Source organism: Coleofasciculaceae cyanobacterium (genome assembly GCA_036703275.1).
Classification (GTDB): Bacteria; Cyanobacteriota; Cyanobacteriia; order Cyanobacteriales; family Xenococcaceae; genus Waterburya.
Map to the genome: position 1 here is coordinate 190142 of DATNPK010000076.1, position 14723 is coordinate 204864.

Annotated in this window: 15 protein-coding genes; 5 read left to right on the forward strand and 10 right to left on the reverse strand. The window is 40.3% G+C overall.

What is annotated here, in order from left to right; all coding sequences use genetic code 11:
- Nucleotides 1-89 precede the first annotated feature (89 nt).
- The 8 genes from atpA to V6C71_14505 form a co-directional block, all read right to left on the reverse strand.
- Nucleotides 90-1607 (reverse strand): F0F1 ATP synthase subunit alpha, encoded by a 1518-nt coding sequence (atpA, locus tag V6C71_14470; GenBank protein ID HEY9769678.1) that lies wholly within the window; start codon nt 1605-1607, stop codon nt 90-92.
- A gap of 84 nt (nt 1608-1691) precedes the next feature.
- The gene (gene atpH, locus V6C71_14475; GenBank protein ID HEY9769679.1) at nt 1692-2243 is read right to left on the reverse strand and encodes an ATP synthase F1 subunit delta; all 552 of its coding nucleotides are present in this window, start codon (nt 2241-2243) and stop codon (nt 1692-1694) included.
- 5 nt (nt 2244-2248) lie between these two features.
- Nucleotides 2249-2782, reverse strand: a complete 534-nt coding sequence (locus V6C71_14480) for a F0F1 ATP synthase subunit B (protein ID HEY9769680.1) — start codon at nt 2780-2782, stop codon at nt 2249-2251.
- Nucleotides 2783-2845: 63 nt separating this feature from the next.
- Nucleotides 2846-3277, reverse strand: coding sequence for a F0F1 ATP synthase subunit B' (locus V6C71_14485; GenBank protein ID HEY9769681.1), 432 nt, complete (start codon nt 3275-3277; stop codon nt 2846-2848).
- An 80-nt stretch (nt 3278-3357) separates the two neighbouring features.
- The gene (gene atpE / locus V6C71_14490) at nt 3358-3597 is read right to left on the reverse strand and encodes an ATP synthase F0 subunit C (GenBank protein ID HEY9769682.1); all 240 of its coding nucleotides are present in this window, start codon (nt 3595-3597) and stop codon (nt 3358-3360) included.
- A gap of 120 nt (nt 3598-3717) precedes the next feature.
- Nucleotides 3718-4461: a F0F1 ATP synthase subunit A gene (atpB, locus tag V6C71_14495; protein ID HEY9769683.1), complete on the reverse strand. Its 744-nt coding sequence runs from the start codon at nt 4459-4461 to the stop codon at nt 3718-3720.
- 65 nt (nt 4462-4526) lie between these two features.
- Nucleotides 4527-5003 carry an ATP synthase subunit I gene (locus tag V6C71_14500; protein ID HEY9769684.1) on the reverse strand — a complete coding sequence of 159 codons (477 nt, stop codon included), beginning with the start codon at nt 5001-5003 and terminating at the stop codon, nt 4527-4529.
- A 249-nt stretch (nt 5004-5252) separates the two neighbouring features.
- A complete protein-coding gene (locus V6C71_14505) occupies nt 5253-6485 on the reverse strand; it encodes a class I SAM-dependent methyltransferase (GenBank protein HEY9769685.1) in 1233 nt (410 codons plus the stop codon).
- A 401-nt stretch (nt 6486-6886) separates the two neighbouring features.
- Here V6C71_14505 and miaA point away from each other — a divergent pair, with 401 nt between their 5' ends.
- The gene (gene miaA / locus V6C71_14510) at nt 6887-7780 is read left to right on the forward strand and encodes a tRNA (adenosine(37)-N6)-dimethylallyltransferase MiaA (protein ID HEY9769686.1); all 894 of its coding nucleotides are present in this window, start codon (nt 6887-6889) and stop codon (nt 7778-7780) included.
- A gap of 66 nt (nt 7781-7846) precedes the next feature.
- Here miaA and msrA read toward each other — a convergent pair whose 3' ends face one another.
- Complete coding sequence (msrA, locus tag V6C71_14515) at nt 7847-8491, reverse strand: peptide-methionine (S)-S-oxide reductase MsrA (protein HEY9769687.1); 645 nt, start codon at nt 8489-8491, stop codon at nt 7847-7849.
- A gap of 243 nt (nt 8492-8734) precedes the next feature.
- Here msrA and V6C71_14520 point away from each other — a divergent pair, with 243 nt between their 5' ends.
- From V6C71_14520 to V6C71_14530, 3 genes are all read left to right on the forward strand, one after another.
- Nucleotides 8735-9424 carry a response regulator transcription factor gene (locus tag V6C71_14520; GenBank protein ID HEY9769688.1) on the forward strand — a complete coding sequence of 230 codons (690 nt, stop codon included), beginning with the start codon at nt 8735-8737 and terminating at the stop codon, nt 9422-9424.
- 15 nt (nt 9425-9439) lie between these two features.
- Nucleotides 9440-10750 carry a HAMP domain-containing sensor histidine kinase gene (locus V6C71_14525; GenBank protein ID HEY9769689.1) on the forward strand — a complete coding sequence of 437 codons (1311 nt, stop codon included), beginning with the start codon at nt 9440-9442 and terminating at the stop codon, nt 10748-10750.
- A 181-nt stretch (nt 10751-10931) separates the two neighbouring features.
- Nucleotides 10932-11894, forward strand: a complete 963-nt coding sequence (locus V6C71_14530) for a MoxR family ATPase (GenBank protein HEY9769690.1) — start codon at nt 10932-10934, stop codon at nt 11892-11894.
- A 6-nt stretch (nt 11895-11900) separates the two neighbouring features.
- Here V6C71_14530 and galE read toward each other — a convergent pair whose 3' ends face one another.
- Nucleotides 11901-12887 carry a UDP-glucose 4-epimerase GalE gene (gene galE / locus V6C71_14535; protein ID HEY9769691.1) on the reverse strand — a complete coding sequence of 329 codons (987 nt, stop codon included), beginning with the start codon at nt 12885-12887 and terminating at the stop codon, nt 11901-11903.
- A gap of 340 nt (nt 12888-13227) precedes the next feature.
- On the opposite strand from galE, the gene V6C71_14540 reads away from it, so the two are divergent.
- A complete protein-coding gene (locus V6C71_14540; GenBank protein ID HEY9769692.1) occupies nt 13228-14712 on the forward strand; it encodes a DEAD/DEAH box helicase family protein in 1485 nt (494 codons plus the stop codon).
- Nucleotides 14713-14723: the final 11 nt, after the last annotated feature.

A 14723-nucleotide genomic window follows, 5' to 3' on the forward strand; every position in this document is an offset into this window, starting at 1 on the left:
TATCAGGGATAAAGGATGGGACTATAAGGAAAAGAGCAAAGAACTAATCAAACCCTTGACCTTTACCCTTAACCCCTTACCCCAAAAAGCTACGCTGTTGCCATGAAGGATTGTTTAAATTCGTTAATACCTTCTTTGAGTAGGTTTTCTGCTTCATCGGTTAGTTTTTTCTCAGCAGCGATGATTTCCCCATACTTAGCTTTACTGTTACCCAGATATTGTTGTAATCCTTGAGCAAACTCACTCGCTTTATCGACAGGAACATCATCTAAATAGCCATTTAAGCCAGCGTATACTTTGGCTACCTGCTCTGCTACTGACAGAGGAGAACCTTGAGCCTGTTTAAGGATCTGACGTAGACGTTGACCCCTGGCTAGCTGGTTTTGAGTCGCTGCATCTAAGTCTGAGGCAAACTGAGCAAATGCTTCTAGTTCAGCAAACTGAGCTAGTTCTAGCTTGAGTTTACCTGCAACCTGCTTCATTGCTTTGGTTTGAGCAGCAGAACCTACGCGTGATACGGAAATACCAGCATTGATTGCAGGGCGGAAACCCGCGTTAAACAAGTCAGAAGACAGGAATATCTGCCCGTCGGTAATGGAAATTACGTTGGTAGGAATATAAGCTGATACGTCACCAGCTTGAGTTTCAATAATTGGTAGAGCAGTCATGCTACCGCCACCTAATGCATCACTCAGTTTTGCAGCACGTTCTAGTAGACGAGAGTGAAGATAAAATACGTCTCCTGGATATGCTTCACGACCTGGTGGACGACGTAATAGCAAGGACATTTGACGATATGCTTGAGCTTGCTTAGTCAGGTCATCATAGACAATCAAGGTTGCTTTGCCTTTATACATAAAGTATTCCGCGATCGCCGCACCTGTATAGGGAGCGAGATACTGTAGAGTAGCGGGATCGTTGGCATTAGCAGCTACGACGACAGTGTAATTCATCGCACCCTTTTCTTCTAGGGTATTGACTACTTGTGCCACTGTAGAAGCTTTTTGTCCTACTGCAACATAGACGCAAATTACATCTTCGCCCTGCTGGTTAATGATCGTATCTACGGCTACGGCAGTTTTGCCTGTTTGTCTATCACCGATAATCAACTCGCGCTGACCACGACCTACGGGAATCATGGCATCAATTGCGGTAATCCCCGTTTGCATCGGCTCACAAACTGACTTACGGGCAATAATTCCTGGTGCCATTGATTCAATCAGGCGAGTTTGATCGGTGTTGATATCGCCCTTGCCATCTAGAGGGCGTGCTAAAGAGTCAACGACTCTACCCGTCAAAGCTTCTCCTACAGGAATAGAAGCGATTTTGCTAGTTGCTTTAACGGTACTACCTTCCTGGATACCAAAACCGTCACCCATAAGTACGGCACCGACGTTATCTTCTTCCAAGTTGAGGGCAATACCGACAGTACCGTCTTCAAACTCTAGAAGTTCTCCTGCCATTGCCTGTTCTAGACCGTAGATACGAGCAATGCCGTCACCTACCTGAAGCACTGTACCTACATTGGATACTTGAACATCCTGCTCGTAAGACTCGATCTGCTGCTTAATAATGCTACTAATTTCGTCTGGTCTGATGCTAACCATAGCTTTCTTTGTATGTAAGAGTTAGTTTTTTGTTATTTATCGTCAACGCAATCCCTAAGATAGTTGCTGCGTCTGATTTGTGGTTTATTGATTTAAGCTGATACTAATACGACGGAGTTGTCCGCGAATGCTGGCATCGATCACTTTTGAGCCAACTTTGATAATAACCCCACCAATCAAGTCGGAGTCAATGCTGGTTTTTAGCTCTACATCACGAGCATCAGCGATCGCTTTTACCTTCTCAATTATGTTCTGCTTTTGCGAATCGCTTAACTTGGTAGCGGAAGTGACCTCTGCTAAAACGGTTTGATTTAGCTTGCGCAGTAAGTTCAAATATTGCTCTACAATTGGCTCCAAAAATACAATCCGCCTCTTGTCAATCAACAGCATCATGAAGTTTACTAAGTAAGGGTTTGCGTCGCTACCCAATACCTGCTTCAGTACTGCTTTTTTATCTTCCCCTTTGATCACTGGATTAAGCACAAAATCTTTAAATTCTTTGGACTCCGAGAGCAAAGAATCTAGAGAACGAAAAGTTTCACCAAACTGATTAGTTAAATCACGCTGCTGTGCCAGAGACATTAATGCCTGAGCATAGGGTTCTCCAACTTCACTATTGATTAGAGTTCCACTCATGATGATTAACCTCCTAATTTAGCGATACTGCTATCGATGAGCTTGCCCTGTACGTCATCGTTGAGAACATTTTCCATTTGAGATCTTGCCCGTTCCAAAGCTAATGCCACGACACGTTCTCTTAGCTGGGCGATCGCTTTTTCTTGTTCGGAACTCAGGTCTTTACCTGCAATCTCTTTAAGGCGTTGAACTTCTTTTTCTCCTTGAGCCAAGATTGTTTCTCTTGCTTTTTGAGCGTTGGTAGTTGCTTCAGAGCGAATTTTGGCGGCTGTTGATTTAGCTTCCTCTAGCTTTTTCTGTTCGTTTGCTAGAGTAACTTCAGCTTGTTTTTTCTTCTGCTCAACTGCTTGAATTTGCTCGGCAATTTTGGCACGTCTTTCGCTTAAAGTTTTAGTCAGTAATGGTTTACCAAAATAAACTAGTATTCCCACTAGGAGAGTAAGGTTGATTAGGTTTGTTTCAAAAATATCTAAGTTTAAACCAAAACCGCTTTCAACCTCTGAGTTTGCTTCTGCTAGAAATAATAAAGTCTCTATCATACCCAGATTTTGAGTTTTGTTATTTTTTTCATTTATGACCGCAATTAATCAATTTTGTTTGACTTATTTGACTAATTCTGGGTCGAGTATTTTTTCTAAGATTTGACGAGATAGAGAATCTATTTGCTGCTCTAAAGTTGCAAAAGCTGTTGCTTTCTGCTGCTCTATTTCTTGAGTTGCTGCTTCTCTTTGGGATTGAACTTCTTGTTGAGCCGTGGCTATTTTGGTTGTCGTAATTTCCTTGGCTTCTGCTTGGGCTTTTTGGATCAGATCTTGAGATTCTCGGCGCGCTTGGGCTATTTGTCTCTCATATTCTTTGACAATGCTTTCCGCTTTAGCTAGCTTATCTTTAGAACCAGTATCACCACTGCGAAGATAATCCTCTCGTTCATCCAGCACCTTCATTAATGGCTTGTAAAATACTGCGTTTAACAGTGCTGTTAAGACCAAAAACTGCACTGCCATTAAAGGCAAAGTCGCATCAAAATCAAACATTTTTTATAGGGCAAATTGGATTGAACAATCAAACCTGTAGAGACACTCTTGGAGTATCCCTAACAGATTTTTAGAAAAATTTATACAAAGGGGTTGGCAAATAATAATACCAAGGCGACTACTAGACCATAGATGGTCAAAGATTCCATGAACGCCAAAGTTAATAGAAGAGTACCGCGGATTTTACCTTCAGCTTCGGGTTGACGAGCAATACCGGCTACTGCTTGACCAGAAGCATTACCTTGTCCAATACCAGGGCCGATTGCAGCCAAACCAATAGCTAATGCAGCAGCGATAACGGAAGCAGCTTGAATATCCATGAAATTTTACCTACTTTAAATTTACTGAAAGAACTTAAAAATGGAGTGAAGCTATCAAAATAATATGCTTCAATACTTAAACAGAATTTTAGAAGTTAGATTACTTCTAAATTCAACCTCTTAATCGTGATGATCTACTAAAGCTTCGTGTATATATGCTCCTGCGAGGGTAGCAAACACCAAAGCTTGAATCGCACTAGTAAATAAGCCCAGTGCCATTACTGGTAATGGGATGAATAACGGAACTAAAAGTACTAGTACAGCAACTACTAGTTCGTCAGCCAAAATATTACCAAAAAGACGGAAACTTAGAGAAAGAGGTTTGGTGAAATCTTCTAGAATTGCAATGGGAAGTAGAACAGGAGTTGGTTCAATATAGTGTTTGAAGTAATTCAGTCCCTTCTTTTTTAGCCCAGCGTAAAAATACGCCAAGGAAGTAAGCAATGCTAGAGCCACCGTTGTATTAATGTCATTTGTAGGGGCAGCTAGTTCACCCGATGGTAACTCAAGGAGTTTCCAAGGCACTAGCGCCCCTGACCAATTTGACACAAAGATGAACAAAAACAAAGTGCCGATAAAAGGCACCCAGTCGCGATATTCTTTTTCGCCGATCTGATTTCTCACCAAATCTCGAATAAACTCTAGGACAAATTCCATAAAGTTTTGAATCCCACTGGGAATTTTTTGAATGTTCCGCGTGGCAGCTAAAGAAGCTATTACTAAAAGACCTATTACGATCCAAGAATTGAGAAAAACCTGTCCATGAACTGTAAAATTGCCGATTTTCCAAAGAAAATGTTCGCCAACTTCCAATTCCGCCAGGGTATAAGTATTTAGAAAAGTCAAAGCACCTAAAATTTCCATACGCCTAGATTGAACAAAACATTAAATTAAAACTGTTCTCGTAGTTTCTCTAAAAATCTCTTATTTTAGGCGTCGTTTTCTACTTTCTCTGTTGACCAAAAGATTGACTTTACAGTGTAGATAATGATCGCTGGTTTATAAGTTAGAAATCCAAGAAAGACAGGAAGAATGTGTAGCTGTTGCCATTTGCTAGCAACTAGTATCAGGATGACAAAAAGTCCTAATCCTTTAGCACCGAGACGTTGTTGACCTAGGCGTTCAACATCTTTGGCTAACATTCTCAAATACACTAGTCCGACAACTGCACCCAATAAATAATTGAAAGCAATATTAAGGGAGCAAAAAAACCACACAATGGGAAAAATTATTCCCATCAATACCAGAGTAGTTAACAACAACGATCGCTGTAATTGATAAAAATCTGCCATTGAATCATAAGCTTCTAAAGAAGTAGCATCATGATGAGTAATCTGTTCGTCTTGAACTAGTGATGGTTCGGGAGATTGGTTGGACAAAGGTACGTTACTCGAATGCGAATCCATTCTTATTTTTGGTTACTGCTACTACTAAAATTCTCTACATAAATAATGTAGATCAATTTAGACGGCTATTTATCCATTTAAATAATGGAATTTACCTTAGCCCAATAATTGTTTACTAAGGTATTACTCAGCAACACTACGAACCTTGCAATAATGCTGAGTAGTCACAGTACCCAGAAATCATATCATGGTAATGTAACCAATTATTAAAAATTTCTAAATGGTTAATTTAAAGAAATTTAGTTGAACTTATGGGTTTGAGTTTTTTATTGTCGATCGACGACTTAAAATAATTAACTGTCGTTTAAATAGAGATCGCACTCCGGCTAAATCTAATTGGCAATGACTTAAGATCTCGCCGACATTAGCTTGTTTTTCAGTATTTTTGTCGCAAGCAAGCATAAACTGATACTCTGATTCTGATAGGTGAACCATTTGGTATTCAAAATTGAGGAAGTTTTGACTGGGAAAGCCCTGCATACAAGGATTAAGTTCGGGAATTGCTTGACTTAACAGTTGGTCATCAGACCAATTTTGCTGACTTAAAGGCGGTTTTGCTAAGAAGAATTCGTAATGAGTCAAATTAGGATCGAGTAATTCGATTAAACGATATAATTGGCGATCGCTCAAACTCTCGGCTCTTTTGATTAGTTCAGGCGATTTACCCATTAGCCTCTCTAACTGCCAATATCCAGGATTAGAAAATCCCACAAAATCTAAGCCTGAAGCATCAATTAAATCAAACAGTGTTTCGACGTTATAGTCAATTTCTTGGGGATGAACGTACATATCGGCAAAAGATTCATCACGATGATTTTCTAATGACCATAATTTGGTTTCTTGTTGCAAAATGCGGTTATTTTCTGGCAAATTAGCCAAAATTTCCCGACCAACTTTTACCCCATCGCGATAGTCTCCCCGTTTATCTCCTTGTAAAAGCGCGATCGCTTTTTGCATTAAACTAATTTCCCAACGTCCTAATTCAGCATAAACAAAGATGTGAAAGATTCCTCCTGGCTTTAATTTCTTCGCTAACGCCTGAATACCTTTTTCTGGTTCAGGTAAATGGTGCAGTACGCCAACGCTATTGATAAAATCAAACTCTCCTTCTAGCTGAGTTGCTTCTTCTAGTCTAAGATTTAAAAACTTAACGGATTTGGCGTGTTTAGCAATTACTCCCGAACGATGACAACGTTTTTCCGCAATTTCTAAAGCTTTCTCGCTAATATCGATCGCCGTCACTTCCGCTTCTGAATTAAGGTGGATTAAGTAATCCGTACTCGAACCTGTACCGCAGCCTGCATCTAAAATGCGAATATCTTCGCTTACGGGTTTGATTCCCGTACAAAAACTATATGCCGAAATCCAATTCCACCGCCAGTTATAGCCAGGAGGTTCAAGATCGGACAGAGGATCGGGAGGGAAAGGATAGGTGTTATATAAATTGGCAACGGCTTGGTTAATCGCTTGTGAGTCAGACATCGATAGTTGGTTTTTGGTAGTGTTAAATTTAAGTAACTACAGTGTAATTACTTAAAAATCAAAATAGACATTATTTAAAATAGGTAACTTTCAGGGAATTAGAATGTCTAAAATAATTATGGATCAATGCGGTTGATAACTATTGACAGAAAACGGTTGATTTCAAAACTAAGGACATTACCAGTCAACGTTACACTGCCATGTCGTTGTTCGATGTAAAAGGTAAGCATTCGAGTAGTTCAAGAATGGAAAGCGGTTTTATCAGCAGCAACATCGATGATTAAAAAGCGATCGCCTTCTTAGTCAAACTAGCAATGGCGATCGCTAAAATTTTGTTTCCACCTTGCAGCTTTCAATCTCGATCCTGCTTGAGAAAACTCTTGACTTTTAACTCTGGAATTATGCTGATTGTAATTTGTGGCGCAACTGCTAGTGGTAAATCTGGTTTGGCTTTAGAAATTGCCCAGCGCTTAGATTCAATTATTATCAGCGCTGATTCTCGTCAGATATATAAAAAATTTGATCTTGGTACAGCGAAGCCATCTCTAGTAGAACAAAAGTTAGTAGCTCATTATCAAATAGATATTTGTGAACCAACAGAAACATTAACCCTGGCTGAATATCAACAGCAAACTCAAAAAATAATTATTAATAGCAAGACTAATAACCCTCCTCTACTGGTTGGTGGAACAGGGTTATATCTAGATTCTATTACCAAAGGCTTAAAAATTCCTTTAGTCTCTCCTCAACCAGAATTGCGATCGCAATTATCTTCTCTGGGACAAGCTCAAATTTACCCTTGGTTGGTTCAGGTAGATCCGATTGCAGCGCGAAAAATCCATCCTAATGACCAATTTAGAACGTTGAGAGCGTTAGAAGTATTTTATGTCACAGGAACACCTATTTCTGCCCAACAGGGTGAAAATCCGCCTAATTATCCTATTTTACAAATTGGCTTAGATTGCGAGGTTGCCATTTTAGATCGGCGCATAGCTACTCGTACCAAGCAAATGATTGAGCTGGGGCTAGTTCAGGAAGTAGAGTATCTCTGTCAAAAGTATGGCGAACAGCTGCCTTTGTTAAATACCCTGGGATACACTGAAATAAAACAATATTTGGCGGGGAAGCTCAGTTTAGAACAGGCTATCGCCCAAATTATAACTCATACTCGGCAATTTGCTAAACGGCAACGCACCTGGTTTAAGAAGAATCAGCAAATTAATTGGTTTGATAATACCAGCCCCGATTTAGTCGAGCAAGTTTGGCAGAGAATCAAAGATTTTATCACCGATTAGGATAATTATTGGGCGAACGACCAAGCGATCGCAGTATCGATTCTATCTCTAAAAGCTATTTAAATCCTAATTAGCAGGATAGCAAACGCCTACGCCACCTAAACCGCAGTAACCATTTGGCACTTTACTAAGATACTGCTGATGATAATCTTCAGCGTAATAAAATTCTGGAGCATCAATAATTTCGGTAGTAATTGGGTCATAACCAGCTTTACTTAATTCTTGCTGATAAGCTGCCAAAGAAGCTTCTGCCAATTGTTTTTGCTCTGGGGTATAAGTATAAATACCAGAACGATATTGAGTACCGCGATCGTTACCCTGACGCATTCCTTGGGTAGGATTATGACTTTCCCAAAATACTTTCAATAATTCTTCGTAACTGATTTTAGCGGGATCGTAAACCACCAAAACAACCTCGTTATGTCCCGTCATACCAGAGCAAACCTCTTGATAGGTAGGATTAGGAGTATGTCCTGCCGCATAGCCAGCTGCCGTAGTGTACACCCCTTCCTGCTGCCAAAATTTTCTTTCTGCGCCCCAAAAGCAACCCAAACCAAAAACTGCCTGTTCCATATTTTTAGGAAAAGGTGGCTTAAGAGGATTACCGTTAACATGATGCTTTTCTGGTACTGGCATAGCTCGATCGCGCCCTGGTAATGCTTCTTGAGAAGAAGGAGTTGTGGCTGGTTTGCCTAAACCGAATAGTCCCATAAAAATTCTTATTTAGCTTTTATTAATTTTTTTTACGCTACTCTAATCATAGAAGAATCGTTAAACTTTGAAATTCGGCTAACCCTACCTTCTAAAGGTAATTAAGATTTTTCGCTCTTGGCATCCTGCGTGACGCTGTTGAAGCTTGATTGTTGTTCCCTATTTACTTACGATACTATAGCCAGGAGTGCAACTAGATCCATATTAGCTAGCCATTTAATCAAGTTTAGTTAGAAAAGGTTTATGAAAATTTTAGTAGTAGAAGATGATGAACGTATCAGTGATGCGGTAGTAGAGTATCTCAGCGATCTCCATTATGCTGTTGAAGCGGTCTATGATGGTCAAAGTGCCTGGGATTTACTAGATGTGTTTACTTACGATCTAGTGCTGCTCGATGTTATGTTACCCAAAATAGATGGGATTACTTTATGCCAAAAGCTACGTAAAAAAGGCTTCAATCTTCCTATTTTGATGTTGACTGCTCAAGATACTTTGGAAAACAAAATTGTCGGCTTAGATGCAGGTGCAGATGACTATTTAGTCAAACCTTTTGAATTAGATGAATTATCGGCTCGGATACGCGCCCTGTTGCGTCGAGGAAGCAGTAGCTTGCCTCCTATTTTGAGTTGGGAAAAATTACGCCTTGACCCAAGTAGTTGTGAAGTCTTTTATCAAGAGACGCTTTTGCCTCTAAGCCCTAAAGAATACAAGTTACTAGAATTTTTTTTACGTAATGGTCGTCGCGTGTTTAGTCGCGCTCAAATTTTGGAACATCTCTGGTCTTTTGAACAAGTCCCAGAAGAAGCAACCGTCAAAGCCCATATTAGAGGGTTAAGACAAAAATTAGAAGCTGCTGGCGCACCCCACGATTTAATTGAGACTGTTTATGGTTTGGGATATCGTCTGAAAGAAGAACCCCAACAGGTCAAATAATTAGGTTGAACAATAATGCATCAAGACTTGCGATCGCGTCTGCTACTGTACTATTTGATAGTCATGGCAGCTATCTTAAGTGTTTTTGGCACGGGGGTTTATGTTGTATTTCGACGCAATCTTTATCAACAACTCGACCGAAAATTATTAACCTTAGCTCAATCGGCTACACCTTCTTTTACGGCAGTGCAAGAGCGCGGTAACTCCTATCTTAGTCAAGTAGAAGAAGTTCCCTGGCGCGATATTTTTAACCGAGATCGACAAAGCCTAGAATGGTTTGACGAGAAAGGAAAGTTGTTGGGTAGAAAAGGTTTGATCGAGCTAGATGTTCCTCCAGAAGTAGGCACGACATTCATTCAAAATCCCGATACCGAAGAAGTGTTTCGGACTCATACTCTTTCAATGTTTATTCGCAGAAATAATGAAGCAGGTCCTCCTACTTTAGTTGGTTTTATTAGAGCAACTCAATCTAACCAAGAAATAGAGCAAGCAGAAGAGCAGCTATTCACAATTTTAATTATTGGGGGTATGCTGACTTTAATTTTGATTGGCTTGGGTGGCTTCTGGCTGACGCAAAAAGCAATTCAACCGATTGAAGCTAGTTTTTTACAGCTAAAACAGTTTACTGCCGATGCGTCTCATGAACTGCGTAGCCCCCTAACGGCGATCAAAGCTTCTGTAGATATTATGCGTACTCATCCAGAGCGAGTTCATCCTAAAGATACCAAAAAACTAGAGGCGATCGCTGGTGCTACACTACAGATGAGTGAGATGTTAGGCGATTTGCTATTTTTAGCCCGCGCCGATGCCGATGCGGAACTACCTGTAAATGAGCGCAAATTAACCCCAGTATTTCTCAATCAAATTCTGCAGAACTGCTTTGTACTCTTAGAACCTTTGGCTAGCGATAAAAAAATCGTGTTTCAGTCAAAATTCAGGGAGGAAATTCATGTGTTAGGAGACATTCCTCAGCTTTCTCGACTTTTCTCAAATTTGTTAGAAAATGCTCTGCAATATACTCCAAATGAAGGTAGAGTCAGTTTAGATTTATATCGACAAAATCGTTTTGCCGTGATTAGCGTCCGCGATACGGGTATAGGCATTGCTCCAGACCAAATCTCTAAAGTTTTCGATCGCTTTTGGCGAGCCACCAAAGCTCGTTCTCATCGAGAGGGCGGTACAGGTTTGGGTTTAGCTATTTCGGCAGCGATCGCCAAACGTCATGATGGAAGAATTTCTGTCACCAGTGAACTCAATATTGGTACCTGCTTTTTGGTACGTATTCCGATTCTTGATAATAAAAGATCGCCGATGATAAAAGTTTGAAATAAATTACTATCTTAATCGAGCTTATTTTTTTTAAATGGCAGTTTGACCATGTTCAAACTGCCATTTGCTATAGCTAACTATTTTTAAAAAAATACAGATAAATTTTGACTATAATTTTCAGCCTCTGACTGGGCAAGATAAAGAGGGTGTATGAGCGATTAAAGACAAGATAGTCACTATGAATCGAAACAACTCAGAAATTGGTACTGTTTCTGGACAAGAAATTTATCAGAAGATTTACCACAATATTCAGCAGGTAGTACAAGGGCAATCAACCGCGATTAGAAACTTACTAGCTGGGTTTGCCAGTGGTGGTCATGTCTTATTAGAAGATTATCCTGGTACAGGTAAGACTACCTTAGCTAAAGCTTTGGCTTATTCAATTGATGCTCGGTTTAAACGCATTCAGTTTACTCCCGATTTGCTGCCCTCCGATATTATTGGCATCTCCATTTTTAATCAAAGCGATCGCACTTTCCAGTTTCATGAAGGTCCAATTTTTGCCAATATTGTTTTGGTAGATGAAATTAACCGTGCTTCTCCTCGCACCCAGTCGGCACTATTGGAAGCGATGGCTGAGTCTCAGGTAAGCGTGGATGGTCAAATTAGAAAGTTACCCGATCTATTTTTGGTGATTGCGACTCAAAATCCAGTCGGTTCTCATGGAACATATCCTTTGCCTGAAGCTCAGATGGATCGTTTTGCGCTCCAGTTTAGCTTGGGGTATGTTGCACCTGAAAATGAGGTAAAAATTTTATCAGCTCAACTTCAGAATCATCCCCTAGATAAGATTAAACCCTGCGTTTCTCTCTCAGAAGCGATCGCACTAATACAGCAGGTAGAACAAGTTAGGGTTAGCGATGTCATGAAACGCTATTTGGTCGATCTAGTTAATGCGACCCGTACCGCCGAAGGAATACAGTTAGGAAGCAGTCCCAGAGGTTCTTTGGCATTAATGAAGGTGGCTCAAGCCTTAGCTTTATTTGATGGTTATAAATTTGTTGCCCCAGAACAAATACAAGAATTGGCAGTTATGGTCATTGCTCACAGGTTAGTTATGCAGCCTCAAGCACGTTTTTCAGGTCAAACTGCTGCGGGAGTAGTGCAAGATCTTCTGAAAACTCTTCCTGTTCCTAGCTAATTAAAACTAAATCTGGCTGTTTAATTTTTTCTTTTCCCAAGCAAGAGCAGAACTAACAATTTCATCTAAAGAATCATGTTGGGGTTTCCAGCCGATTACTTCGCGAATTTTAGCTCCAGAAGCTACAACACAAGCGGGATCGCCCAGTCTACGAGGAGATTCAATCACTGGGAAATCTACCCCAGAAATTTCTTGAATTTTAGACAATACCTCTTTAACGCTATAACCACTGCCATAGCCACAGTTGAATATTTGGCTAGTAGCTTCCTTTTCCAGATAAGTTAAAGCATCAATGTGAGCAGCAGCTAGATCCTCAACATGAATGTAATCCCGAACTCCTGTACCGTCAGGAGTAGGATAGTCTGTCCCAAAAATACTAGCGCTCGAACGAATTCCCAAAGCTGCATCACAACCTACCTTGATTAAATGGGCGGCTTTGTTCCCCATCTGACCAATTTTGCCAGAACTGTCGGCTCCTGCCACGTTAAAATAACGTAAGATGACATATTTAAGCTCTGAAGCTCGAGCATAGTCACGAATAATAGTCTCACTCATCAACTTTGATTTGCCGTAAGGATTAATGGGTAAGGTAGGAGAAGATTCTCGAACAGGATATTCCTGAATTTCGCCGTATACCGCAGCCGTACTTGAAAAGACCAACTGGTTAACATCAAACTTTTGGCAACACTGCAATAAATTAACTACGTTACAAGTATTGTTGTAGTAATAATTGAGGGGCTTCTCTAAAGATTCGGGAACGGAAATGCTGGCTGCAAAATGAAGTACAGCATCAAACTGGTGTTGGGTAAAGACCTGTGCCAAACGCTGTGGGTCATTTAATTCTCCTTGAATTAATTCGCCATACAGTATCGCTGCTGCTGAACCTGTAGACAGATTGTCATAAATAACAATCTCATAACCAGCTTCTCCTAGCTTTTTTACAGTATGAGAGCCAATATAACCCGCACCACCAGTAAGCAAAATCTTCGCCATAGTAATTTGTATCTAAATTCCTTTTGATCGCAATTAATTATCGCAAGTGTTTAAATATTTAATACAAAACTTCGTAAAAAGTTTAAGGTTTAAACTTAAATGGCTGTAATTTACTAATAATAATCTGTAGTCATCCTAATAAACACTAAAAGCTATTTTTAGAAGTATGTACTATAGCATTTACGTAGTCTGCACAACTTATTGACCAGAACTACAATTAAAATTTCATCTCAACAATTTTAGGGTTCAAGAGGAAAACACCTTGCAATTTGTCTAAATAAAGCGGTAATTTGATTAAAAGCAACTATCAATTTTGTGCTGCCAAAACTCAGTGTAATTTATGCCTCGATCGCCCAAGCTAAAATTCGATCGCGGAACTTTAATCTTACATCCACCCCCAAAGGGCCAAGCTTGGTTGGATTATGCCACTTGGGACGATCGCATAGAAAAGTTTCGCATTCCCGCGATTTATTACCGTTCTCTCGTAGAAGCTCTCCAGGCAGATGACAAAAAAATTATTGACGAAGCCAGAGAATTTTACAATCTGGAACTAAAATCTAGATCGCAACTCGAACCCTATCCCCATCAGACAGAGGCATTACAGGCATGGAAACAGGCGCGAAGGCAGGGAGTCGTAGTTTTGCCTACCGCAGCTGGCAAGACTTATTTAGCTGAGTTAGCAATGCAGTCTACGCCTCGCACTACTTTGATTGTGGTGCCAACTCTAGATTTAATGCATCAGTGGTATGCTCAGATTGAATCTGCTTTTCCTCATGCAGAAGTGGGTTTGTTGGGTGGTGGTTCACGCGATCGCACTCCGATTTTGATTGCTACCTACAACAGTGCAGCAATTCACGCCGAAACCTTGGGTAATCGTTATGCACTGCAAATCTTTGATGAGTGCCATCATTTACCGACCGACTTTTTTAAAGTAATTGCCGAATATGCGATCGCTCCTTATCGCTTGGGGTTAACTGCGACTCCTGAACGCAGCGACGGTACTCACCGCCATTTAGATACTCTAATTGGCAAAATTATCTATCGTAAAACCCCTGAAGAACTCTCTGGTGCAGCCTTAGCCAATCACAAAATAGTCCAGATGCGAGTCAAACTATCTGAGCTAGAACAATTAAAATACGAAGAGGCGATCGCGATACGGAGTAAATTTTTGCGTCAGTCTAATATTTCTTTAGGTAGCCTTCAAGGATGGCAGCTATTTGTCCAAGCTAGCGCGCGATCGCCCCAAGGTAGAAAAGCGATGTTAGCTCACCGACAAGCAAAAGAGATCGCTTTGGGTACAGATGCCAAAATCCGTGTATTGATTGACTTAATCGAAAAACATTCCACAGAACGCATTTTAATTTTCACTAATGATAACGCCACTGTTTATCGCATCTCGCAACAGTTTTTGATTCCCGCTATTACTTATCAGACTGCGGTTAAAGAACGTCACGATATTTTAACCAGATTTAAAGCAGGAGAATATAAAACTTTAGTAGCGTCTCACGTACTCAATGAAGGGGTAGATGTACCCGATGCTCGAATTGCAATTATTCTGTCTGGTACAGGTTCTACTAGAGAATATATTCAAAGATTAGGTAGAGTGCTAAGAAAAGGCAATACCAGTAATAAACAGGCGATTCTCTACGAGGTTGTGACAGAAAACACTAGTGAAGAAAGAACATCAGAACGCCGTCGCGGTGAGCAAAGCTACGAGCAACCTCAACACCCACAATTGCAGCTCATTACGACCAAACCGAAACCCAAAAAGCAACAGTTCAAAGCAGCCGAAAAATCAAAACAATGGAATACGGAGGAAGAATAGTTAATTAATGT

Bases quoted from the DNA above. Each gene is read 5' to 3' on its own strand.
- atpA (HEY9769678.1), bottom strand. From the start codon at position 1,607: ATGGTTAGCATCAGACCAGACGAAATTAGTAGCATTATTAAGCAGCAG.
- atpH (HEY9769679.1), bottom strand. From the start codon at position 2,243: ATGAGTGGAACTCTAATCAATAGTGAAGTTGGAGAACCCTATGCTCAG.
- V6C71_14480 (HEY9769680.1), bottom strand. From the start codon at position 2,782: ATGATAGAGACTTTATTATTTCTAGCAGAAGCAAACTCAGAGGTTGAA.
- V6C71_14485 (HEY9769681.1), bottom strand. From the start codon at position 3,277: ATGTTTGATTTTGATGCGACTTTGCCTTTAATGGCAGTGCAGTTTTTG.
- atpE (HEY9769682.1), bottom strand. From the start codon at position 3,597: ATGGATATTCAAGCTGCTTCCGTTATCGCTGCTGCATTAGCTATTGGT.
- atpB (HEY9769683.1), bottom strand. From the start codon at position 4,461: ATGGAAATTTTAGGTGCTTTGACTTTTCTAAATACTTATACCCTGGCG.
- V6C71_14500 (HEY9769684.1), bottom strand. From the start codon at position 5,003: ATGGATTCGCATTCGAGTAACGTACCTTTGTCCAACCAATCTCCCGAA.
- V6C71_14505 (HEY9769685.1), bottom strand. From the start codon at position 6,485: ATGTCTGACTCACAAGCGATTAACCAAGCCGTTGCCAATTTATATAAC.
- miaA (HEY9769686.1), top strand. From the start codon at position 6,887: ATGCTGATTGTAATTTGTGGCGCAACTGCTAGTGGTAAATCTGGTTTG.
- msrA (HEY9769687.1), bottom strand. From the start codon at position 8,491: ATGGGACTATTCGGTTTAGGCAAACCAGCCACAACTCCTTCTTCTCAA.
- V6C71_14520 (HEY9769688.1), top strand. From the start codon at position 8,735: ATGAAAATTTTAGTAGTAGAAGATGATGAACGTATCAGTGATGCGGTA.
- V6C71_14525 (HEY9769689.1), top strand. From the start codon at position 9,440: ATGCATCAAGACTTGCGATCGCGTCTGCTACTGTACTATTTGATAGTC.
- V6C71_14530 (HEY9769690.1), top strand. From the start codon at position 10,932: ATGAATCGAAACAACTCAGAAATTGGTACTGTTTCTGGACAAGAAATT.
- galE (HEY9769691.1), bottom strand. From the start codon at position 12,887: ATGGCGAAGATTTTGCTTACTGGTGGTGCGGGTTATATTGGCTCTCAT.
- V6C71_14540 (HEY9769692.1), top strand. From the start codon at position 13,228: ATGCCTCGATCGCCCAAGCTAAAATTCGATCGCGGAACTTTAATCTTA.